The 23586-nt window shown below is 64.8% G+C and carries 18 protein-coding genes; 11 read left to right on the top strand and 7 right to left on the bottom strand.

All coding sequences use genetic code 11. The features are described from left to right. The first annotated feature begins 36 nt into the window (after window positions 1-36). The gene (locus ACH2DW_RS10065; RefSeq protein ID WP_394929613.1) at window positions 37-4608 is read left to right on the top strand and encodes a DEAD/DEAH box helicase; all 4572 of its coding nucleotides are present in this window, start codon (window positions 37-39) and stop codon (window positions 4606-4608) included. A 24-nt stretch (window positions 4609-4632) separates the two neighbouring features. On the opposite strand, the gene ACH2DW_RS10060 is transcribed toward ACH2DW_RS10065, so the two are convergent. From ACH2DW_RS10060 to ACH2DW_RS10050, 3 genes are all read right to left on the bottom strand, one after another. Then, the gene (locus ACH2DW_RS10060; RefSeq protein ID WP_394929612.1) at window positions 4633-6003 is read right to left on the bottom strand and encodes a carotenoid oxygenase family protein; all 1371 of its coding nucleotides are present in this window, start codon (window positions 6001-6003) and stop codon (window positions 4633-4635) included. Between the two features lie 196 nt (window positions 6004-6199). Further along, on the bottom strand, window positions 6200-6787 hold the full coding sequence (locus ACH2DW_RS10055) for a TetR/AcrR family transcriptional regulator (RefSeq protein ID WP_394929611.1): 588 nt from the start codon (window positions 6785-6787) through the stop codon (window positions 6200-6202). 65 nt (window positions 6788-6852) lie between these two features. After that, on the bottom strand, window positions 6853-7152 hold the full coding sequence (locus tag ACH2DW_RS10050) for a hypothetical protein (RefSeq protein ID WP_394929610.1): 300 nt from the start codon (window positions 7150-7152) through the stop codon (window positions 6853-6855). 79 nt (window positions 7153-7231) lie between these two features. On the opposite strand from ACH2DW_RS10050, the gene ACH2DW_RS10045 reads away from it, so the two are divergent. Then, window positions 7232-7972 (top strand): enoyl-CoA hydratase-related protein, encoded by a 741-nt coding sequence (locus tag ACH2DW_RS10045; protein WP_394929609.1) that lies wholly within the window; start codon window positions 7232-7234, stop codon window positions 7970-7972. A gap of 68 nt (window positions 7973-8040) precedes the next feature. Here ACH2DW_RS10045 and ACH2DW_RS10040 read toward each other — a convergent pair whose 3' ends face one another. Next, complete coding sequence (locus ACH2DW_RS10040; RefSeq protein WP_394929608.1) at window positions 8041-10245, bottom strand: HelD family protein; 2205 nt, start codon at window positions 10243-10245, stop codon at window positions 8041-8043. 53 nt (window positions 10246-10298) lie between these two features. Here ACH2DW_RS10040 and hemE point away from each other — a divergent pair, with 53 nt between their 5' ends. Further along, window positions 10299-11336, top strand: coding sequence for a uroporphyrinogen decarboxylase (gene hemE, locus ACH2DW_RS10035; protein ID WP_394929607.1), 1038 nt, complete (start codon window positions 10299-10301; stop codon window positions 11334-11336). A 27-nt stretch (window positions 11337-11363) separates the two neighbouring features. Then, on the top strand, window positions 11364-12305 hold the full coding sequence (gene hemH, locus ACH2DW_RS10030; RefSeq protein WP_394929606.1) for a ferrochelatase: 942 nt from the start codon (window positions 11364-11366) through the stop codon (window positions 12303-12305). 10 nt (window positions 12306-12315) lie between these two features. Here the strand turns inward: hemH and ACH2DW_RS10025 are convergent, their stop codons facing one another. Further along, window positions 12316-13170, bottom strand: a complete 855-nt coding sequence (locus ACH2DW_RS10025) for a dimethylarginine dimethylaminohydrolase family protein (protein WP_394929605.1) — start codon at window positions 13168-13170, stop codon at window positions 12316-12318. Between the two features lie 26 nt (window positions 13171-13196). Further along, window positions 13197-13817 (bottom strand): isochorismatase family protein, encoded by a 621-nt coding sequence (locus tag ACH2DW_RS10020; protein ID WP_394929604.1) that lies wholly within the window; start codon window positions 13815-13817, stop codon window positions 13197-13199. A gap of 82 nt (window positions 13818-13899) precedes the next feature. On the opposite strand from ACH2DW_RS10020, the gene hemG reads away from it, so the two are divergent. The 6 genes from hemG to ACH2DW_RS09990 all read left to right on the top strand — a co-directional run bounded on the left by hemG (window position 13900) and on the right by ACH2DW_RS09990 (window position 22084). Beyond that, window positions 13900-15273 carry a protoporphyrinogen oxidase gene (gene hemG, locus ACH2DW_RS10015; RefSeq protein WP_394929603.1) on the top strand — a complete coding sequence of 458 codons (1374 nt, stop codon included), beginning with the start codon at window positions 13900-13902 and terminating at the stop codon, window positions 15271-15273. A 7-nt stretch (window positions 15274-15280) separates the two neighbouring features. After that, entirely contained in the window at window positions 15281-16018 is a 738-nt protein-coding gene (locus ACH2DW_RS10010) for a sortase (RefSeq protein ID WP_394929602.1), read from the top strand. Beyond that, window positions 16015-17667 carry an apolipoprotein N-acyltransferase gene (gene lnt, locus ACH2DW_RS10005; RefSeq protein WP_394929601.1) on the top strand — a complete coding sequence of 551 codons (1653 nt, stop codon included), beginning with the start codon at window positions 16015-16017 and terminating at the stop codon, window positions 17665-17667. Before ACH2DW_RS10010 ends, lnt begins: the two co-directional genes overlap by 4 nt. 274 nt (window positions 17668-17941) lie before the next feature. Next, window positions 17942-19558, top strand: coding sequence for an alpha/beta hydrolase (locus ACH2DW_RS10000; protein WP_394929600.1), 1617 nt, complete (start codon window positions 17942-17944; stop codon window positions 19556-19558). Window positions 19559-19611: 53 nt separating this feature from the next. Continuing rightward, window positions 19612-20193: a carboxymuconolactone decarboxylase family protein gene (locus ACH2DW_RS09995; protein ID WP_394929599.1), complete on the top strand. Its 582-nt coding sequence runs from the start codon at window positions 19612-19614 to the stop codon at window positions 20191-20193. A 67-nt stretch (window positions 20194-20260) separates the two neighbouring features. Continuing rightward, the gene (locus ACH2DW_RS09990) at window positions 20261-22084 is read left to right on the top strand and encodes an acyl-CoA dehydrogenase (protein ID WP_394929598.1); all 1824 of its coding nucleotides are present in this window, start codon (window positions 20261-20263) and stop codon (window positions 22082-22084) included. A 73-nt stretch (window positions 22085-22157) separates the two neighbouring features. Here ACH2DW_RS09990 and dtd read toward each other — a convergent pair whose 3' ends face one another. Further along, on the bottom strand, window positions 22158-22628 hold the full coding sequence (gene dtd, locus ACH2DW_RS09985) for a D-aminoacyl-tRNA deacylase (protein ID WP_394929597.1): 471 nt from the start codon (window positions 22626-22628) through the stop codon (window positions 22158-22160). Window positions 22629-22661: 33 nt separating this feature from the next. On the opposite strand from dtd, the gene ACH2DW_RS09980 reads away from it, so the two are divergent. Next, window positions 22662-23528: an aldose epimerase gene (locus ACH2DW_RS09980; RefSeq protein ID WP_394929596.1), complete on the top strand. Its 867-nt coding sequence runs from the start codon at window positions 22662-22664 to the stop codon at window positions 23526-23528. Window positions 23529-23586 lie beyond the last annotated feature (58 nt).

Genomic DNA, 23586 nt, shown 5'->3' with positions numbered 1-23586 from the left:
TTCGCGGGATCGTTTCCCGAGCCGACGCAGCCGCAAGTGCAGGGTTGGCCGCACATTCGCAATGGCGAGCACACGCTGATCTGTGCGCCGACCGGGTCCGGCAAGACGCTCACGTCATTCCTGTCGTCAATCGACTCACTCACCACCAACTCGCGGCCGGAGGAGCGCTCACATCGCACTCGCGTCCTCTACATCTCGCCGCTGCGCGCGCTGGCGTTCGACATCGAGAAGAACCTGCGGGCACCGTTGAAGGGCATCGAGTTCGCCGCTGAGCGTCTCGGCGAACCGTTCGTGGTGCCCGAGGTCGGCATGCGCACCGGCGACACTCCGGCGAACGATCGCCAGAAGCTGATCCGCCGACCGCCCGACCTGTTGATCACCACGCCTGAGTCGCTGTATCTGATGTGCACCTCCGCGGCACGCGAAACGCTGGTCGGAGTCGAGACGGTCATCATCGACGAGATCCACGCCATGGCCGCCACCAAGCGTGGTGCGCACCTGATGCTCACGCTTGAGCGTCTCGAAGAGATCACCGAGAAGCCGCCGCAACGGATCGGCCTGTCGGCCACGCAACGGCCGCTTGAAGAGGTTGCAGAGTTCCTCGGCGGTTTCAGTGAACCCGGTGTCAAGCGGCCGGTACAGATCGTCGACGCCGGTATTCGCAAGACCCTCGAAGTCGAAGTCGTCATCCCGGTCGAAGACATGTCGGGACTGGGCCGGCCGACCAACGAGACTCCTTCAAGCGTCGCGGGCTCCGGCATGGGCGACTCGCGCAGCTCGATCTGGCCGTCGATTTATCCCGAGATCCTCAAGCGCATCCTGGCCAATCGCACCACGATCATTTTCTGCAATGCCCGCCGTGCTGCGGAACGACTTGCGGCCAAACTCAACGAACTTGCGGTCGAAGAGGGGGTGCCCGGCATCGTTGATGCCGAGTCCGGGTTGATGGTCGAGGAGCTCGTCAAGGCGCACCACGGGTCACTCGCGCGTGAGCAACGCGTGGTCATCGAAGACCAATTGAAGCGCGGCGACCTTCGAGCCATCGTGGCCACCTCGTCGCTCGAACTCGGCATCGACATGGGCGCTGTCGACTTGGTCATCCAGGTCGAGTCCCCCGGCGCGGTGAGTCGTGGATTGCAGCGCATTGGCCGCGCCGGGCACCAGGTCGGCGAACCGTCGCGTGGATCGATCTTTCCGAAGCACCGCGGCGACCTGCTCGAAGCCGCGGTAGTGACACGGCGCATGATCGACGGAGCGATCGAGACCACGCAGTACCTCCGCAACCCGCTCGACGTGCTCGCACAGCAGATCGTGGCGCACCTCGCCGCGGTCGAGGAATGTTCGGTGGGCGAGGTCACTGATCTGGTTCGCCGATGCGCGAACTTCGCCGAGATCTCCGACGACCTGATGAGCAACGTTCTCGACCTGCTGTCGGGGCGGTATCCGAGTGAAGAGTTCTCCGAGCTGCGCCCGCGCATCGTGTGGGATCGCGTCAACAACACACTGCGGGCACGCGACGGTTCCAAACGCCTCGCGGTCACATCGGGCGGCACGATTCCCGATCGCGGACTCTTCGGGGTGTTCCTCCCCGACGGGACACGGGTCGGCGAACTCGACGAGGAGATGGTCTATGAATCGCGGCCCGGCGAGACCTTCGTGCTCGGGGCCTCCACGTGGCGGATCGAAGACATCACGTTTGAACGCGTCACCGTCACCCCTGCGCCGGGTCAGCCAGGCAAGATGCCGTTCTGGCACGGCGACCGTCCGGGACGTCCGCTCGAACTTGGCCGAGCACTCGGTGCCTTCGTCCGCGAGATTCACGAACTCGACGACAAGTCCGCGCAGCAACGGTTGATGGAGCACTACCAGCTCGACGCGTTTGCTGCCAGCAACCTCACGCAGTACGTCGCCGAGCAGGTCGAGGCAACAGGTGCAGTCCCCGACGATCGCACCATCATCGTTGAGCGGTTCCGGGATGAGATCGGCGACTGGCGCATCTGCATCCTCAGTCCATTCGGCACACCGGTGCATGCGCCGTGGGCCATGGCAATCGAACGTCGACTCATCGATCAGTACGACATCCCTGTCGAAACGATGTGGGGCGATGACGGAATGGTGCTGCGGCTGCCCGAATCGGCTGACGAACTCCCCCTCGAAGCGATCCTCATCGACCCCGAAGACATCGACGAGCTTGTCGTCGAAACACTCCCTCAGACGGCGCTGTTCTCCGCACGCTTCCGCGAATGCGCGGGCCGAGCGCTGCTGCTTCCCCGGCGCCGACCCGACAAGCGCACACCGTTGTGGCAGCAACGTCAAAAGGCAGCCGACCTCCTGGCCGTCGCCTCCAAGTTCCCGACGTTCCCCATCCTGCTCGAGGCGACCCGGGAGTGTCTCCAAGACGTCTTTGACGTGCCGGCGCTGCGCGAAGTGCTCGGTGATCTGCGCTCGCGCAAGGTGCGTGTCGTCAGCGTCGATACCGGCAAGGCCAGCCCGATGGCGTCCAGCCTGTTGTTCAACTGGATCGCCGCGTACATGTACGAGGGCGATGCTCCGCTTGCCGAGCGACGCGCAGCGGCGTTGGCGCTCGACCGCGATCTGTTGCGGGACCTCCTCGGTGCCGAAGAGCTGCGCGATCTGCTCGATCCCGAGGTGCTCGCCGATGTCGAGTTGCAACTGCAGTGCCTGACGGCGGGTTGGCGGGCGCGTTCGGCCGATGAGCTGCACGACGTGCTGCGCAAGGTCGGCGACTTGTCCGCCGCTGACATCGATCTCCGCTGTCGGTCGGCCGCCGACGAGGCCGCAGCGCTGCAAGCCAGCGAGGCGGACCCAGCGCCCGACGGCACCCAGCTCGACGCGCCCATCGGGATGCCGGACCAACCGCGAGCAGACGATTCCGACGTCGATCGCACACGGGCCGGTAACGAGCAGGCAGCAGAATGGTTGGCGCAGCTCTTGGGCGAGAAACGTGCGATCGAGATCTCGGTCGGCGGGGAGACCCGGTACGCCGCAGCAGAAGATGCCGCGCGCTACCGCGACGGCTTGGGGTGTGCGATTCCGTTGGGTTTACCCATGGCATTCACCGAGCCAGTCGCACGGCCGCTCGAAGATCTGGTCGGTAGATATGCCCGTACGCACGGCCCGTTTGTTGCGGTCGACGTGGCCCGCCGCTTCGGTGCTCCGGTCGAACGCGTTGCCGGCGCGCTCGCCGCGTTGGAAGGCGAGGAGCGCGTCGTCATCGGCGAGTTTCGCCCCGAGGGCGTGTCACGTGAGTTCTGCGAAGTCGACGTGCTGCGTCAGCTGCGGCGGCGGTCACTGGCCGCGCTCCGTCGCGAAGTCGAGCCGGTCGAACAGCAGGCGTTTGCGCGCTTCTTGCCGGCGTGGCACAACATCCCCGCCGACCGTCGCGGCGCGGAGGCTTTGGTCGAGTCCTTGGGAATGTTGTCCGGCGCGGCCCTCGTCGCGTCCACCATTGAGGCCGACGTGTTGCCGGCACGAGTGCGGGCATTCCGTCCCACGATGTTGGACGAGTTGCTCACCGCCGGTGAGCTGGTCTGGATCGGTGCGGGCGCGGTGGGAGCGCGCGACGGACGGATCCGGTTGTGTTTCGTCGATCAGCTTGCGCTGCTGTCACCAGGCTGGGAACCACGTGATCGGCCCGAAGGCGTGCTGCACGACGCGCTCCGCGAGCTGCTTGCTGAGCGGGGCGCCAGCTTCTGGAGTCAGCTGCGCGGCGCCGCTCCCGGTTCACAGGACCCTGAGATTCTCACAGCACTGTGGGACCTGGTCTGGGCCGGCGAGGTCACCAATGATTCGCTCGCTCCGCTGCGTGCCGTGCTCGGCGGCGCGAAGGTCGCGTCGAAGTCCGCTACGTCACGGCGCACGTCGCGCCCCCGGCCGGGCCGGTTGAATCGGATCGGGCCGCCCGCAGGCCAAGGCAGATGGAGCCTGGTTGCTCCGCTCCTCGCCCCTGCCGCGCACCCCACCGAGGCATCGCACGCACAAGCGTTGCAGATGGTCGAGCGATATGGCGTCGTCACCCGCGAGGCAGTGTTGGCCGAAGGTATCGCCGGCGGCTTCACCAGCGTGTACGGCGTTCTGAAGGTGCTTGAAGAGCGCGGGCAAGTCCGGCGCGGCTACTTCGTTGACGGGCTGGGTGCTGCTCAGTTTGCTGTGCCCGGTGCCGTCGACCGGCTGCGCGCTGCTCGCGAAACACCTGATCCGCTGCTGCACCCTGAGGATGTGCCCGATCCGATCGTGTTGGCCACCACCGACCCGGCACAGCCGTATGGCGGCGCGCTCGATTGGCCCGACACGCCGGGTCGGCCCGCTCGGAATGTGTCCTCGCTGACCGTGCTTCGTGCCGGCGAGCCGCTGGTGTGGTTCGACAAGCGCGGGCACCATCTCGTCACCTTCCCCAACGCACTCATCGACACGAGTTGGACTCAGGCGCTGCAAATGCTGGTGCGAGACGGACGACTGAAGTCGCTCGAGATTCGCAAGGTCAACGGCGACACCCTGACCGGTGCCGACGCTCCCGAGGGGTTCGTCGAGTTACTCCGTGCTGCCGGGTTCGCTGACGGCTACCGCGGCATGACCTTCCGCGGATAGCCAGCCGACAACCGGCAGAAACCTTTAGCTGGGCGCAACCGAGCTGTCGGGCACCCAGTTGCCGTGGAAGCCGAACGGGACCCGTTGGGGGAGGCTGATACGTGCGACTTCGCCGCGTCCGAGGTCCGCCGCATCCAGCACACAGAGTTCGCTGCCGTCGGTCGTCGCGTCATAGACAACAGTAAGGAGCCAGCCGTCGTCCTCGTTCGTGCCGTCGATCTTCGGAACGAAGACCGGTTCAGCCCCACCGCGGCCATGTCCGTAGTCGTGCTCGTCAACGGCACCGGTCGAAAAATCGGTCTTCAGAGTGGATCCGTGAAGGTTCGCGACTTGACCCGGCTTGATCTCGGAGGTGTACCCGTAACGGTGTTCCTTGAGTCCGAATCGCGGATTGTGCCGCGGGAATTCTTGCGGGCGGTCACTGATCCGAGTCTCAGAGACCCGACGCGTCGACGGGTCAATGACCCACCGGTCGAGTGTCGGTGGTGCCTCGGCGAAGGGACCCTGCCGATCATCGACCATGAGGTTGTCGTATCGACAGAGATCAACGACAACCGTTCCGTCGGCCGCGTCGTAGGCGTTGAGGGGGTGGAACACGTAACAGGGGTCAACGTCGCACCAGATGATGTCGTCGGCGGCGCCATTCCGAGGCAGCAAACCAACGCGTGCGGCGCGATCGTTGTTCCACTTGAACGGGAAGGCGTAACCAGCAACAAGCACGTCCATGTTGACGGTGACGGGCAGGTCGTAGACGACGACGTACTTCTCCGTCAGCGACATGTCGTGCATCATTGGCATGTCAGCAACGGGGATTGCGACGTTCTTCGTCACGCGTCCATCACCGCCAACAACGGTGTAGTTGACGTGGTCGATCAAGTCGGGCCAGTGATAGTTAACTGAATGGAGCTCGCCGGTCGAAACGTCGTACTTCGGGTGGGCGGTGAACGGACCGTCGAGCGTGTCATGGAATCGGTTGATGCCGAGCGAGTTGAGTTCGTAGTCGAGCTCGACGGGTGGTTGGCCACCTTCCACCATCGCCCAGGTCGTGCCGGCGAAACCGCCGACGTTCGTGTTCGAGCCGAAGAGGCCAGCGGCGCGGTCCGCGGCGTTGAGGACGAAGCGGTTCTTGTACCACTCGGCCTTGCCGCCTCGCAGCCGCACGCCGTGCACCATGCCGGTCCCGAGGAACCAGTGGTGCAGAGCCGGGTCGTCGACGGACTCAGGGTTCGGCCCGTTGCGGAGCCAGCGGCCCTCGAGCTCGACAGGAATCTCGCCGACGACGGGCAGGTCGTGGGCGGTGACTTCGGATTCGACCGCGGCGTAGTTGCCGGCGAGGTACTGGTTGTCGTGTGGGCGGCGCAGCGGCAGTGCGGCCGTTTCAGCGGTGTCGGTCATGGTGGCTCCTGAGGTCTCGTGCGCGGGACCACGAAATGTGGATTCCTGTCAACCTACGCCTTGCAGCAACCGCCAAACGCAGGATGGCGGTTCACGCCGTCTCGTCCTGTCCGTTTGTGTCGGGATTCTTGAGGACCCCTCCGCACATATCCCGACGCAAACGTCGTTGGTGTGCGCTGACAACCGGTCCGGCGACTCAGTCTTTGGGAGTGACGGCGCGCAGGCCGGCCCAGGCCAGCGCGCTGACTTCAGCGGCGATCGCGTCAGGATCGAAGTCTTGGCCGAGGCCGACCAGGCGACGGCTTGCGCCCTCGGCCAGACCGACCAGAGCGTGCGCCAACGTTTCGCGATGCGACTCGTCGATGTCGACGGCAATCAACGGTGCAACCGCTCGGGCGGACTCAGCGGTGATCTTGCGAATGGCTTCGTTGAACTCGTCGTCACGTCGTGAGCCCGAACCAAACAGCAGGCGGAAGCCGTCGTGGTCGTCGGCGACCCAGCGGAAGTAAGCACGGAAGCCAAGTTCGGTCTGGCTTTTTCCGTTCGTTGCCTCGGCAGTGGCCTTGTCGATGTTCGTCCGCAGCCGATTGCCGACCTCTTCGATCAACGCTTGATACAAATCGCGCTTCGAATCGAAGTGTTGGTAGAGCACCGGCTTGGTGACGCCAGCAGCCTCCGCGATACCGTTCATCGACGCACCGTGGAAGCCGGAATTGGCGAAGACGTCGAGCGCGACATCGAGAATTTGCTCGCGACGAGCGGGGGCTGAGAGGCGTTGCGACATAAAGAGTTACCCGATGGTAACCGGGTCAGCGGGCGACTGGAAAGGCAACCACTTCAGCGCGGGACTCACAGGCCGCGTTCACGGTCGTCACGGTCGGCTGCCTTGACGGCGTAGCCGAGGATGATCGACGGCGCGAGCAGCACACAGCCGATGACCAGAGCCACGATGACGAGCGTTGCCATGACAGAAGTGAAACCGAACAAAAAAGCCATGAAGAACAGGGCCATGGCCAGCGCGACAAAGAGATATCCGACGCGATTGGCCAGGAGCGTCCACTTCGCGATCTTGGCTCGTTTGACCCGCACCGGGTCGAGGGCAGGATCGTTCGGGCTGGTCGCTTGGGAGCCTGAGGGAGTGTTCGACATACTGTCCAGACATGCTACGAGCCGCGACGACCGAGTCAGTCTGGACCACCACATCTGATGCAGCGACGGGCGTTCCACAGTGACCGTTCGCGTCGAACGCGACGGTCGGGTCACGATCATCACCCTTGATCGACCGGAACGGCGCAACGCCATCGATCATCCCACGTTGCTCGAGTTGCTCGACGTGCAAGCCGACATCGCGGCGCGCTCCCCCACCGAGACGCGCGTCGTGGTCCTCACGGGTGCTGCTCCAGCGTTCAGTGCAGGCGCCGACTTGAACGGCGTCGAGGCAGGCCAGTTCGCGACGGGCCTGCGCCGCGTCCTCGTTGGATTCGGTTCGCTCCCCGTCCCGGTGATCGCCGCAATCGACGGCCCCGCGCTCGGTGCGGGGACACAGCTGGCCATTGCAGCAGATCTGCGCATCGCCACCCCCGACAGCCCGCTGGGCATTCCAGCTGCACGGCTGGGCATCTCGGTCGACCATTGGACAATCCGGCGCCTTCGCGACGAGTTCACGGCGCCGGTTGCCCGGGCGATGCTCGTCGGCACTGAGAATTACTCCGCCGAACGGCTACACGCACTTGGCGGCATTCATCGGCTCGGCGATCTCAGCGATGCTCGAGAGTGGGCGCAACGGCTCGCGCAGTTTGCGCCGCTCACCGTTGTCGCGCACAAACTCGGACTCGAGACGGCGGACTTCGACGCCCCGACAGTCGACGCCTTCGAGGCCGCACGATCGGCTGCGTGGGCGAGCACCGATGCCGACGAGGGCCGTACAGCGTTCCTCGAGAAGCGAGCAGCGAACTTCACCGCATCCTGACCTGCACGTTCGAGGCCACCGGCCATCGCCCAGCCACGATCGGGGTGGCTTGCGGCCGAAACAGACGGTCAGCGCAGCGGTGCAGGGAGTTCGTCAGCGTGGACGACCGTCAGGCGTTGGGTACTCCGTGTCAGAGCGACGTACAACGCCCGCATGCCGTGCTCAATGCTGTCAACGATGACCGACGGCTCAACCACGACGACCCCGTCGAGTTCGAGGCCCTTCACCACGCTCACCGGCACCAGCGTCACGCCGGCATCGAGTCCGGTGCGCGTTGCGGTGCCGTGGTCGACACCCGCTTCGGTCAGCGCGACCGAAAGGTCGTCAATCATCTGATCAGGGGCGACGATGCCGAGGCTCGCCCCGGGGATTGCTCCCGCAAGCGCCAAGACCTCGTCGGCGACCGTCTTGCCGAGCAGCTCGGTCGAGGGCGCCCGCACGATTGTCGGCGACACATCACCAACGCGGACCGAGTCCGGTGCACGCAGCGAAGGGGTCGCCACCGCCATCACCTTGTTGGCGAGCTCCATGATCTGACCCGGAATCCGATAGCCGACCGACAGTCCAATGACGCGCGCCGGCTTTCGGTCGGGCAGGTGAGCGAGCACATCGTCCCACTCGTTGGGTGCCAGCGGGCCGGTCGCTTGGGCAAGGTCGCCGACGATGGTCATCGCTCCGCTGAGTGAGCGGCGCGTCGCCATCTTCAACTGCATCGGTGTGAGGTCTTGCACCTCATCGATGACGATGTGGCCGTAGGTGCGGATCTCGTCGAGCTCATCGATCTTGCCGCCCTTGCCCGGTCGCGGGCCGAGCACATCGCGGACGTCATCCAGTAATGCAACGTCAGACAATGCCCAGCGCACATCGTCGACCGTCGCGGATCGCTCGCGATACAAAGCAAGCGCCTCGGACTCGGACATCACGCCACGTGCTGCCAACTTGAGGAGCGCCCGCGATCCGAAGAGATCGTGCAACAGTTGCGCCGGTGTCAGCAGCGGCCACATCGTGTCGAGCGCAGCGCGCGCTTCTGGCGTGTGCCGCAACGTGTCTTTCACATCGCGCGGACCAATCTCCGGGTCGTGGTATGAGTCCGCAAGCGCCGACCAAAATTCACCTTCGACCGCACGCCGACCCGAGTTGTGACGCTTGAAGCGGCGCTTGGCATTCTTGACGATGCGCGCCGACTCTGCAGCTCGCAGCCGCACGTATCCAGCCCGGAACGGCATCTCAAAGTCGCTGCGCAGCGGACGCTTGCGGTCGGCGATCGCATTGTCGACCATGTCCGACATCCGCTCCTCGCCCTTGATCTTGACCGCTTCGGGCGAGTCGCCCGGCTCATCAGGCCGCCGGAACTGCACGCCGGGGATCAGATCGGCGAGCACCGCCTGCTTGACACCGGCCTCACCAAGTGACGGCAGCACGCGCTCGATGTAGCGGAGGAACACTCGGTTCGGGCCGATGACAAGCACGCCTTGGTCTTCGAGCGGGAAGCGGTGCGTGTAGAGCAGGTAGGCCGCCCGGTGCAGCGCCACCACGGTCTTGCCGGTCCCCGGACCGCCCTGCACGGCCAGCACGCCGCTTTGTGGCGAGCGAATGATCTCGTCCTGTTCGCCCTGAATGGTGGCAACAATGTCGCCGAGCGTTCCGGTACGACCACGCTCGAGGGCAGCGAGCAGTGTGGAGTAGCCGCGCAGGCCTGAGTCGGCGGTCACGACGCCGGGCTCGCCGCCGAGCCCCTCGTCGTGTCCGAGACCGAGATGACCTTCGCCAAAGAATTCGTCTTCGATGCCGAGCAGGTTCCGGCTTTCGACGATGAAGTGACGACGTCGCGCCAGGCCCATCGAGTCGCGTCCCGTTGCTCGGTAGAACGGTTCGGCCACGGGCGCACGCCAGTCGACGACGACCGGTTCACGATCTTCGTCGGCAACGGCGAGCCGGCCGATATGGAACGCCTCGAGCTGGTCAGGCGACTCTGCGTAGCGGTCGATCCGACCGAAGACGAGCGACGCATCACCGAGTTCAAGCTCTTCGAGGCGCCGAACGAGTTGGCCGTCGAACGCGTTGCGCTCAAAGCGCGCCTGGAACGTTCCTCCCATGCTCGCCTCGTTGAGCCCACGGACGCGAAACGCCGCCTTGCGGCTGGTTTCGAGACAGTCGTAGGCGTGGTCGATGTACGCCTGCTCGTCAGCGAGGTCCGGGTGCTGCTGCGTCATAATGAGGTCGTCAAATGCTACCGACATCTGGCCCAGGATCAGATTCTGGTTGCGTGACATGAGTGTCACAGTGGGGCTCTGTCGGGCGCACAACTGGATACCCTCGCCACCGCATGACTGACACGGCACCCTTCATTGCTGCGGCAAACGGCGAGACGGCTCGGCACACGCCGGTCTGGTTCATGCGCCAAGCCGGACGTTCGCTCCCTGAATACCATGAGGTCCGCGGCGAAGGTTCGATCCTGCATGCCATCAAGCAGCCCGACGTCTCCACAGAGATCACCCTGCAACCGGTGCGTCGATACGGCGTCGATGCTGCTGTGCTCTACAGCGACATCGTGGTGCCACCTCATGCCGTCGGTTTCGGCATCGACGTACAACCCGGCACCGGACCGGTCGCCGAGCAGCCGTTCCGTAGCCGCGCTGACCTTGATCGCTTGCGACCGCTCGACTGGGACGACATCAGCTACGTCATCGACACCGTCGATCTGCTCGTCGCTGAACTCTCATCCGACGTGCCGCTGCTTGCGTTCGCCGGTGCACCTTTCACCGTGGGCAGCTACCTGATCGAGGGACGGCCGTCGAAGGACTACCGCTACACCAAGGCAATGATGCACACCGACCCGGTGCTGTTTGGCGACGTGATGGAACGGCTCGCCACCAGCGCGGTCACCTTCATCGATGCGCAACTCCAGCACGGCGCCCGGGCATTTCAACTGTTCGATTCGTGGGCGGGCTCACTGAGCCGAGCCGACTACGAACACTTCGTGCTTCCGCACTCGAAGCGGGTTTTCAATGAGTTGTCCGAACGACATCCCGGCGTGCCCGGCATTCACTTCGGCATCGGCTGCGACCATCTTCTCGAGTCGATGAACACGGTCGGCAACCGCGTGCTCGGACTCGACTGGCGAACCACCATCACCGACGCGCGCCGTCGACTTGGCGACGACCTCGTCGTGCAAGGCAACCTTGATCCGTCTCTCGTACTCGCCGGCACCAAGCCTGCAGTCGCCGGCGCTGAGGCTGTGCTCGCTGACAACGCTGGACATCCCGGCCACATCTTCAACCTCGGCCACGGCGTTCACCAGCACAGCGACCCGAGCGTGCTCCAAGCCGTCGTCGATCTCGTCCACGAACGCACCGCGCAATAATCACAAACGGCGGGCATGCTGGTGTCAATGACTGACAATGCAGGCCGCGTCGGCGTGGTGCTGATGGCGTATGGAACGCCTCGCTCCCCTGAAGAGATCGAGCCGTACTACACCGACATCCGCCGCGGTCGCCCGCCCACCCCCGAGGCGCTCGCTGATCTCGTGGCGCGCTACGACGCAATCGGCGGGATCTCGCCGCTCGCCAAGCTGACCGAAGATCAACGCGATGGGCTGCAGGCGGCCCTCGACGAAATCGAGCCCGACACCTACCACGTGACACTCGGCCTGAAGCACGCTGACCCGAAAGTCGAGGTCGCCAGCGCTGAACTCGCCGCAGCAGGATTCTCCAAGCTGATCGGCCTCGTGCTCGCCCCGCACTATTCCTCGTACTCGATCGGCCAGTACCTCGACCGCACCCGCCAGGGCGTGGTTGACGCTGAGGCGACAACACCCGTCGCAGGTGTCGAGAGCTGGGCTGTCGAGCCAGCCTTCGTCGACTTCATCGCTGCCGACCTCGGCGAACGCCTCGCCACGATGCGCGCATCAACCGAACACCCCGTGCGCGTGCTGTTCACCGCCCACTCCCTGCCCCAGCGGATTATCGACGCCGGCGACCCGTATCCCGACGAGCTCCGGTCGACTGCCGAAGCGGTGGCAGCACGGCTCGGTCTGGCCGAAGGCGACGACTGGACGATTGCCTGGCAGTCAGCCGGCCGAACACCGGAGCCGTGGATTGGACCCGACATCCTCGAAGTGATCGACGAACTCGGAGATGGCGGCCAACACGGAGGCGTCATCGTGAGCGCGGTCGGTTTCGTCGCCGATCACCTCGAAGTCTTGTTCGATCTCGACATTGAGGCCTCCCAGCGAGCCGAGCAAGTCGGCCTGGCATTCGACCGCACGGCGTGCGTCAATGATGAGCCGTCGATCATGGCCGCCCTTGCCCGCCGCGTTGCCGACCTCGCCTGAGCTCTGACCGTTAGACGCGTAGCAGGGGCCGCGTCAGGCAGGTGGGACCGCCTTCGCAGGGGATGCAGAGTTCGTCGGCAAAGAAGGTCGATACCGCGCAGCCGGCGTCGCGCATCAGCTGCAGCGTGATCGGGAAACCTTCGATCGCGATCACCTCGCGCGGTCCCGTCGCCAGCACGTTGAGGTTCAGACCCAGGCTGGCGTCGAACTCTTCCGCGGGCGCTTCGAGCAGCGTGTAGCCCATCCCGATCATCCGCTGGTACAGCGCTGTCGGCATCAGCGGCAGATGGACCAAGGCCAGGTCAGCATCGAGCGCGCTCACGACCGACATCAGGTGGAGGCACGCGTCGGGACCAAGGTGATACGGCAGGTCGTAGACCTCAAGCGAGACGCCGAGCGGTTCGACAATGGCGGCCATTTGGTCAATACCGGATTGGTTGGTTCGAAATCCGCGTCCGACAGCAAGGGTCGTGTCGTCGAGCCAGAAACTGTCGCCGCCTTCGAACGTTCCCGGCGCCTCGATCCGTCCCAACACGGGGATTCCCTCCGCCGCATAGAACGCAGCGTGGAGATCTGCCTCGCCAGCCCGCAGCGGCTTGCCCGGCCGCAGGACGACGGCGCCACCGGGCACGACGAACGACGGGTCGTAGGTGAACACCGAGTCGGCGAGATCGTCGTCGGTGTCGCGGAACCAGACAATCTCCGTTCCCGTTGCTTCGACCAACTCGACAAACCGGTCGTACTGCTTCGACAGCGCGTCGGCGTTGACGGGTTTGACGTAATGCCAACGCTCATGATCGGCGCTGAGCAGCGCCCCGGGCCGGCGCATCGCGACGCGCCGCAATGTCGCCGAGGTCGAACTCACTCCAACGTTCATGTCATTCACGTGCTTCACTCATTTCCTTGCGCTCGGTCGAGGTGGTGGGCATCGCCGGTAAGCAGCGACGCGGCTTCGGCACCGGTGATTGCCGTGCAGAACTCACCGTGGAGGTTGGCCACGCTCATCTGGTGGACGAGTTCGGCGTCGTGATCGACGCCATCGGGGCCGATCCGATTAGTCGCCGCGCATCCGTCGTGGACCAGATAGGTGTCAAACCCGAGGTTCCCAGCCATACGAGTCGTGGTCTCGACACAGAAGTTGGTGAAGAACCCGGCGATGACCAGCCGGTTGACGCCCCGTCGCCGGAGGTCGACTTCGAGCGAAGTCCCGACGAACCCACTGTTGACATCCTTGGCCACAACAATGTCGCCGGCCGCCGTTTCGAACCCCGGTTTCTGGGCGCCCGTGGGCAACGCGAACTTGAGCGGCGACGCCGCTTCGCGTGAATCGTGTCTCGTGAACGCGACCTGGCGGTCGGCTTCGCGCCAGGCTGCGAGCACGTCGAGCATCACCGACTCCGCATCAGGGTTGTTCCGCCGTCCCGTTGGCCCGCCCCAATGCTCGAGGACGTCGACGCCAAGCTGGACGTCGATCAAGAGCAGAGCGGTGTCGGCACCAAACGCGGGGATCATCGGCGCCAAGGTACGCCACCGCCACCCCGGTTGGGACCTCGCGCGGTCAGAGTCGGTTGATTCAGCTCTACCCTCGATACCGATGACTGACAGAATCGCCGTCGTCGGCGGCGGCATCGCCGGATTGGCGGCAGCACACCGACTCGCCACCGATGGGGTGGACGTGACGATCTTCGAGCGCGGCGACCGGGTCGGTGGACGGATTCGTAGTTCACCATTCGCCGGGGTTCCCGAAATCGACGAAGGCGCTGATGCATTCCTTGCTCGCGTTCCTGAAGGCATTGCCCTGGCCGCCGATGTGGGCCTTGGCAAAGCACTCGTCCACCCCGAACCCGTTGGTGCTGCCGTCTGGCACCAGGCTCTCCACCCGATTCCCGACGGCCTCCTGCTCGGTGTGCCGGGCAAGATCGGCCCGATGGCCACGACCGGACTGCTCACCTGGCGGGGCAAGCTCCGCGCAGCGTTGGAACCACTCCTACCTCGCACGTCACTCGACTCCGACTCGATCGGCGAGTTCGTCAGGGCCCGTTTCGGCAACGAGGTTCATGAACGCCTCGTCGACGCGCTCGTCGGCAGCATCTACGCCACCGACACCGACCGTTTCAGCTTGGCCGAGGTCCCACAACTCGACGCGCTGGCGCGGGCGAACCGCAGCCTGCTCCTCGGCGCCAGAGCGTCACGACAGGCTGCCGGCACAGCCACCGCTGCATCCGCACCGATTTTCGCAGCACCAAGCCGTGGTGTCGCCGATCTGACTCGCGCGACTGCAGACGCCGTGGTTGCAGCTGGCGGCACGCTTCAGCTGGGCCACGCGGTCGGGTCGATCACCGCAGCTGGAGCTGGCTGGGACGTCGACGATCAGCACTTCGGTGCGGTGATCCTGGCCACACCTGCTCCGGTCGCATCCTCGCTGTTGGCCGCGGTAGCTCCCGAGGCATCGGCCGCGCTCGGCGCTGCCGAAACGGCCGACGTCATCATGGTCACTCTGCATGTCGATGCAGGCGAATGGCCCTACCGGTTCGCGGGACGAAGTGGGTATCTCGTCCCCAAGCCTGTGCAACGGTCGGTGACCGCCGCCTCGTTCGGCTCCCAGAAGTGGGGCCACTGGCAGCCGCCGGACGGAGGGCAGATCCTGCGCGTGTCGCTCGGCCGAGATGGCCAGCCCGCGCTCCAGTTCTCCGACGACGAGGTCGTCGAACGAGTCCTCGACGACCTCAGCCTCCATCTTGGCGTCCGATTCACGCCCCGGGAAATACGAATCAGCCGCTGGCCCGGTGCGTTTGCCCAGTACCGCCCACACCACGCACGCTGGGTCGATGCCGTCGAGGCAGCCCTGCCATCCGGCTTGTTCGTTGCTGGCGCGGCATACCGTGGCATCGGGATCCCCGCATGCATCCGACACGGCGCAGCGATCGGGCAACGAGCTGCACAGAACCTCCGTTCTCTGCCAGACTGATTGGCCAATGAGTTCGATGACGCCCGACGACACAGCGCCCGAAAATGCGGCGCGGCGCACCGGGATGATTACCGCGCTCGGAGCTGTCCCCGTGCTGATCGTCGGCACCGTGTTCTTGATGGGCCTCGGCGGCGACCCCGACACGACCTCGATCGACAACGAGCAGACCACGGCCACCACGTCACCGGTGTTCATCGACGCCAACGCCACGAACACACCAGCATCATCAATCACGCCCACCACCGTCACACCGACGACATTCATGCCGACGACCACGGTTGCCCCGGCGGCGACAGTGCTCGAAGCACCGCTCAAGCAGCCGATCGATCCGCCTCTCGATCCCCGCGGCCACGAGGACCATGTTGAGATCGGCGGCATCGCCATTCCGAAGCTCGGCATTGATACGCCGCTGCTCGAGGGCATCCGGCTCACCACACTCGACAACGGCCCTGGTCACTGGCCAGGCAGTGCGATGCCCGGCGAGGTCGGCAACGTCGTCGTCGCCGGCCATCGGACCAGCCACGACGCCCCGTTCCGAGACCTCGACCAACTCGTCGCAGGTGACGTCGTCGAGTTCACCACCGCGGCAGGCCTCATCGAATACACGGTCACGGGCACACAGATCGTCGATCCCGACGCGATCTGGATTGTCGATCCGACCGATACCCCCACTGCCACGCTGTTCGCCTGCCACCCACCTGGGTCGACCCGACAGCGCATCGTCGTCAACCTTGAGCTGAGTTGAGCATCGACACCGGTTCCACTGCCGGGCCTGACGTCGACACCGCAGTCGATCCGCGCCCGCCTCGCCCGCGACACCAACGCGTCGCACGTCCGGCTCTCGCGCTCGGCGCAGGCGCGCTGACCGCACTCTCGCTTCCACCCTGGGGCTTCTGGCCGCTGGCAATCATCGGCGTCATGCTGTTCGAAGTCTGTCTCCGCACAGCGCAGACCAGATGGGAACGAGTCCGCATCGGCGCACTCTTCGGTGCCGGCTGGATGTATCTCGGCATGGGCTGGATGGTGCAGTTGACGCCACCTGGCTATGTCGCCGCCGGCCTGATCTTCACGACGTATCACGCCGTTGCGGCAGGGGTCGCTCCGGCTGGTCGCTGGGGCGTGATTGGGCGCCCGGCGGCGCACACCCTGGTCGAAGCCATACGGCTCTCGCTGCCGTTCGGTGGCGTACCTCTGGCCACGATGGGTGTCTCCCAAGTCGGCGGTCCGCTTGCTCCGCTCGCGAGTGTCGGCGGCGTGATTCTGCTGACCTGGGTTGTGTTCCAGATCGGATTCGTCCTCGCCGACACCCAACCTGGCGTGTGGGCAGCGATCCGCCAGCTCCGCGACGGCGACCGCACCGTGCTCCCCAACTTCATCGGACGCATTGCGGTTGCCTTGGTCATCTTGTTGTCGTTCGTCGCTCCGAGCGGCGCTGCGACGGGCGGCACGCTGTCGGTTGCTGTTGTTCAGGGCGGCGGCAAGCAGGGGACGAGCGCACTCGAGGTTCCCTCGTCGCTGGTCACGGAACGCCACCTCGAAGCAACGGCGACGATCGATGCCGACCGCGACCTCGACTTCGTGCTGTGGCCCGAGAACACGATCGACGTGAACGACCTCCGAAGCACTCCCGAATTTGAGGACTTCTCAAACTCGCCCATTCGCGACCTCGTCGCCGCAGAGGCGAACAGGCTGGGCGCTCCCATTGTTGTCGGAATCACCGAGGACGCCCGCGCTGATGACCCAACCGCGCGTCGGTACACCAACGCCCAGGTCGTGGTGATGCCCGACGGCGAGCTCGCCGGCCGATACGACAAAGTCCGTCGCGTACCGTTCGGCGAGTACGTACCGCTCCGAGGTGTGCTCGAAAAGATCACGAGCGCGGTCGACCAGGTCGGCGAGGCAGTGCCAGGCACCGAGCGAGCCGTCCTCACGTTCGATGTCGAGAGCCAGGCCGAACCGGTGCAACTCGCCACGGTGATCTCGTGGGAAGTGTTCTTCGGTGGCAGAGCCCGCGAGGGTGTCACCGACGGCGCCACGATCATCATCAACCCGACCAATGGTGCGAGCTATACGGGCACCATCGTGCAGAGCCAGCAGGTGGCATCGAGCAGACTCCGTGCCATTGAGACGGGTCGATGGGTCGTCCAGGCAGCCCCGACCGGGTTCAGCGCAGTCATCAACAGTGACGGCGATGTGCTCCAGCGCACATCGGTGAGCGAGCAGCGCGTGCTGTATGCCGACGTCGAGATGCGCACCGGCAACACGTGGTACACCCAACTCGGCGACGGCCCGTTCATCTGGTTACTCGTCGTCGTGCTCGCTGCATCCATCCTGCTCGCACGCCGCGACCAAGCCACCGGCGTCAGCGGCGAGCCACACATCACCGAGCCCTAACGACGGCGCTTCCGGCTCGACGCAAAAATGGGACTCAAGACCCATTCACCCCGTCGGGCCCCCGCCGCCCGGCTTCGTCTGGTTGAATCGTCCTGGTGGACAGTGCACTGAGCGACGAAGTCCAAGATGACCTCACGGTCGGCGAGTCGGCTTCTGACTTGACCGACGCGGGCGATGCACCGAGCCGGCGCCGGCTGTGGCGGATGCGGTGGGTCTTCACGCGACGCCTGTGCTTCGGCGGTCTCGCCGGCGGTCTGGTTTTTTCTGCCTGTCGATGACCCCATCGCTGCTCCCGCGAGCGGCGCTGATGCAAGGGGTCGTCAGCGGCGTTGCTGTGGCGATCGGCTACGGGTTCGGAAGCCTGCTGTCCTCAATCGTCCGCAAGCTCATACGGCGGGAGCCATCGGCCACATTCAAGCATCGGGCATGGTGGACATTGGCCGGCTCGACCCTCGTCATGGGCGGCCTGTTTCTCTACTACGGGGCGGCCTGGCAAGACGACGTGCGAGCTGCGATGGAGATGGACGGCCTCCGCGCCACCGAATGGTTCCTCATCGTCGTGCTCACCGTGTCTGTCTCTGCCTTCTTCTTGATGATCGCCCGATTTATCAGAGGCGGGACTCGAGCACTCATCCGGTTTGGAGACCGATTCTTTCCGCACCACGTGACCGTGAACGTGAGCGTCGTCACGATGGCCCTCTTGGTCGCCGGGTTCGCGCAAGGTGTCCTCTTCGACGGCATGATCTCATCGATCAACAGCGCCTACTCGCTCACCGATCGCGGGACAAGCCCATGGATCACCCAACCCGACTCCGAGATGCGCAGCGGTGGCGAGAACTCGCTGGTCGACTGGGACTCGATGGGAACGAAGGGTCGCGATTTCGCCGGTGACGGCGGCGGCCCAACGGCCGCCGACATCGAGACGTTCACCGGCGCCGAAGCGATGGAGCCGATTCGGGTCTACGTCGGCCTCGAATCTGCAGACGACACACGTGACCGTGTTGCCCTGGCGATGGCTGAACTCGAACGCACCAATGCGTTCGACCGGTCAGTGCTCGTGGTCAACACCACGACGGGGACCGGGTGGGTCGATGAGAATGTTGTCGACAGCATCGAATTCCTTCACGGCGGTGACACCGCCCAGGTCGCGATGCAGTATTCGTACCTCCCCAGCTGGGTGTCGTTTCTCGTCGACCGGTCCAAGGCGGCCGAGGCGGGAGAACAGATGATCACCGCCATTGACGACCGCATTTCGTCGATGACCCCCGAGGAACGCCCAACACTGCTTGTCTTCGGCGAAAGCCTCGGTTCGTTCGGCACGGAGTCGGCCTTCACCAGCCCGGAGAACCTGCTCGCCAACGTCGACGGGGCACTGCTCGTCGGTCCCACGTTCGTCAATCCACTCCACACCCTGCTCGTCGACGAACGTGATGAGGGGTCTCCGAGCTGGCGACCGATCGTCAACGGCGGCGAGTCGTTCCGATTCGCGGTCGAGCCATCTGATCTGACCGACCCGGAGTTGTTGGATGATCCCGACGACTGGCCGCAGCCCCGCGTTGTGTACCTCCAGAATTCATCTGACCCGATCACCTATTTCAACCCGGCACTCCTCTGGAGCAAGCCATCGTGGCTCGAAGGTGAACGCGGCCCGGACATCAACCCGGACATGGTGTGGATTCCTGCGGTGTCGTTCTTCCAAGTTGCCGCCGACATGGCCTTTTCGATGGACGTCCCTGCCGGCCACGGTCACCGCTATGGATCAAATGTCGTCGATGGATGGGTGCAGCTCGAATCCCCAGACGGCTGGACAGCCGACGACACGGCGGCACTCCGCGACCTGATCGACCAGCGCGCCGAAGAACGCTCCGCCAAGAAAGAAGCCGCCGGCTGACACGTCAGCGGCGCGCCTCGGCGCGCAGCGGACCGACTTCGTACGGTAAGGCGATGACCGAGCGCCCCACCGAGCCCCGCATCACGCCCGTCGATCTCGCCGCCGATCGGTCTCCCGACTCGGTCGACCCCGAACTCGCAGAGATCCTGTCTGGCGCACTCACTCACGACGGCACGCCACTCAACATCTTCGGCGCCCTTGCTCGACATCCCAAGCTGCTGAAGCGCTTCAACCTGCTGGGCGGGTACCTCCTCAACAAGGGGTTGCTGCCAGCGCGTGAACGCGAGCTAGTGATCCTGCGGATCGGCTGGAACGCCAAAGCGGTCTACGAGTTCGGCCAGCACACGATCATCGGCCGACAAGCCGGCGTGACCGACGAGGAAATTTCCGCACTCACCAAAGCACCCGACGGCCACCCCTGGTCCGCCGATGACGCGGCGCTCATCGCCATGTCCGACGAGCTCAGCGACGACGACTGCGTCACCGATGCGACATGGGAACGTCTTGTCACCCGGTGGTCTGAGGCCGAGCTCGTCGAACTGCTCGTCGTCGCCGGTTTCTATCGGCTGGTATCCGGCTTCCTGAACAGCGCAGGCGTGCAGCTCGACGAGGGCGTCCCCGGGTTCCCAGACTGACGCCTCCCAAGGTCCGCGATGTTCGGCACCGGTAGCCATTGCCTCACATTTCTGGTCGAATGGAGACATGACGGAATACGCCCCGCCACTGCGGGACATCAGATTCGCTTTCGACGAAGTCTGCGACTTGCCCGGCCTGCTCAAGCTTGACGAATTCGACCACGTCGAGACCGACATGGTGTTCGCGGTGCTTGACGAAGTCGGCCGTTTCGCCGCCGAGGTCATCGCACCCACCAACGTCGACGGCGACCAGATCGGCGCACAATGGATCGCTGGTGCTGATACCGATGATGGCTGGGCGGCAGTCAGTACCCCCGAGTCGTTCCGGAGCGCCTACGCCAAGCTCGTCGATTCAGGCTTCAATGCCATTCCGTTTGAGCCCGATTTCGGCGGCGGCGGCTTTCCCTGGCTGGTGGCACTCGCCGTGCAGGAGATGTTCACCTCAGCCAACATGTCGCTGTCGTTGTGCAACCTGCTGACCCAGGGCGCGATCGACGCCCTGCAACATCACGGCTCCAATGAGCAGCAGGCGACATACCTCCCGAAGATGCTCACCGGCGAATGGTCCGGGACGATGAACCTGTCTGAGCCGCAGGCCGGTTCAGACGTCGGCGCTGTCGCGACCAAGGCCGTACCAACCGACCGCGGTGATGGCTCCTATGCCATCACCGGCACGAAGATCTGGATCACGCACGGCGAGCAAGACCTCACCGAGAACATCATCCACCTCGTGTTGGCGCGCACACCCGATGCCAAGCCGGGCACCCGCGGTATCTCAATGTTCCTCGTTCCCAAGTTCATACCGAACGAAGACGGGTCCCTCGGTGATCGCAACGACGTTGAGGTCGTCTCCATCGAGCACAAGCTCGGCATCCACGGCTCGCCCACCTGCGTCCTCAGCTTCGGTGAGAAACAGGACGGCGCGATCGGCTGGCTCGTCGGCGACGAGTTCACCGGCATGGCCAACATGTTCACGATGATGAACAACGCCCGACTCTCCGTCGGGCTGCAAGGTCTCTCACTCGCGGAAATGGCCTACCAGCACAGCCTGGCGTACGCCCACGAACGGTTGCAGGGCACCGCCCCCGGCGCTGAGCGTGGCGTCCAGAGCCCGATTATCGAGCATCCCGATGTCCGCCGAATGTTGATGACCCAGCGGGCATGGATCGACGCCATGCGCTACCTCATGTACTTCAACGGCGCGACGCTCGACAGGTCGCGATCGTCAGATCCTGCCGTGGCTGAATGGTCGACGCGCCTCGCTGCGTTGCTGATCCCGATGTCGAAGTCGATCGGCGCCGATATCGGCAATGAACTCACCTCGATCGCACTCCAGATCTTTGGTGGCATGGGCTACGTCGAAGAGACCGGCGCGGCCCAGTACTTGCGCGACATTCGTATCGCCGCCATCTACGAGGGCACCAACGGCATCCAAGGACAGGACCTTGTGATGCGCAAGCTCGGAGGCGACGAGGGCAGCACGGTCAACGAGTTCCTCGCGAGCTTTGACGACACGATTGCCGCGCTTGCCAACGACCCGACAATGGAGAAGTTCGCACGACAACTCACCGCAAGCTTCGATGACGCTCGGCGATCCAGTGACTGGCTCAACGCCAACGACGATGTCCTCGACAAGCTCGGCGGCGCCAGCCCATACACCCGGCTCCTCGGTACCGCGCTGTGTGGTGCGTTGGCCGGCAAGGCAGCGCTGGCAGCCCAAGCGCAGCTCGACAGCGGCGACGTGAGCGATACCGATCGATCGTTCTACGACAGCAAAATCGTCAGCGCTCGATTCTTCGGCGAACAGATTCTCCCGACCACCTCCGGACTCGCCGCCACCGTCATGGCCGGAGCTGACGACCTCTTCGCGATGACCGCCGACCAGTTCTGACGCTCGGGCAATACCTCGCCGAGGCCGAAACCGTCTGATCACTCCATCCGGTGCCTCTCACAGGAGGCGACACTCACACTTCGAGCATCAGGGTGACAGGACCATCGTTGGTCAAGTCGACGTTCATCTCGGTGCGGAAGACACCGGTCGCAACCGTGGCGCCGAGTGATCGCAACTGGTCGGCCACGCGGTCGACCAGCGGCTCCGCGTGCTCTGGACGGGCGGCGTCAATCCAACTCGGTCGACGGCCCTTTCGTGTGTCGCCGTAGAGCGTGAACTGGCTGACAATGAGTACCGCCGCCGGGCCACCCGTCTCGTGGACGTCGCTGAGCGAACGATTCATGACGCACTCACTGTCGTCGAGGATCCGAAGCCCCCAGATCTTGCCCGCCAACTTGTCGGCCTGCGCCGCCGTGTCATCGTGCGTCGCACCGACGAAGACACACAGTCCGGGTCCAATTGCACCTGCGACAGACCACTCGCTGCTGTCCGCCGCTCGGCTCTTCACCTCGGCCCGAATCACCCGTTGCACCAAAGCTCGCATCCGCACAGCCTGCCAGGTCGTAGATTCGGGACCATGAGTTCAACGGTGCGACTCGTGTCCAGTTCTTCCCCCGACACAACGGGCCCAACGGTGACGGTTGACGTCGACCTGACGCACGGCGGTCGCCTTGCTCAGATCACGGTCGGTGACGTGCCGTTGCTGGCCGATGTGCCCGACCCGTCGAATCGCGACGTCGACAACATCGGTTGGGGTTCGTACCCCATGGCGCCGTGGGCAGGCCGGTTGCGGGGTGGCACCTTTCGCTGGTTCGACACCGACCACCACGTGCGACTCAATCAGGACGACAGCGGCGTCGGCGCTGCTGACCGCCAGCATGCAATGCACGGCACGGTGCACAACGCTGCGTGGACCGTCGACGAACAGACCGAGTCGACGGTGGCGATCAGTTGTCCACTCGACCAGCCAGGCAGCGGATGGACCTTCGGTGGCGTCGCGCATCAACGGATCGAGGTGCTTGACCATCAGCTCCGGTGCGATCTCTCCGTCACCGTCGCCCCCCACAGCGATCACGCTCCTCCATTTCCCGCCGAGATCGGCTGGCACCCGTGGTGGCGCAAGCCCGACTCTCTCAGCTTCCATCCTGATGCGATGTACGAACGCGACGGGGTCGGGCTCCCCACGGGCCGACTCGTCGCCCCGTCCAACCCGCCGTGGGATGATTGCTTCGTCAACACCGCACCAGTCACGCTGCACTACGACCGTCCAGAGGTGACCCACGTGACGCTCAGCTCGGACTGTGACCACTGGGTTGTCTACGACCATCCGCTGCACGCCACCTGCGTCGAACCGCAGTCGGGGCCTCCAGATGCGTTCAATGTGCGGCCGCAGATCGTCACCACGACGCACCCCCTCCGACGAACGATGACCGTCGGTTGGTGACGTCGGAAGCACCGGTTGAGAACCTCACGCGGCAGGCAACCGGGCGACGTTTGCCGCT

Source organism: uncultured Ilumatobacter sp., from assembly GCF_963980585.1.
GTDB lineage: Bacteria > Actinomycetota > Acidimicrobiia > Acidimicrobiales > Ilumatobacteraceae > Ilumatobacter_A.
This window is presented reverse-complemented; position numbering and strand designations above follow the sequence as displayed.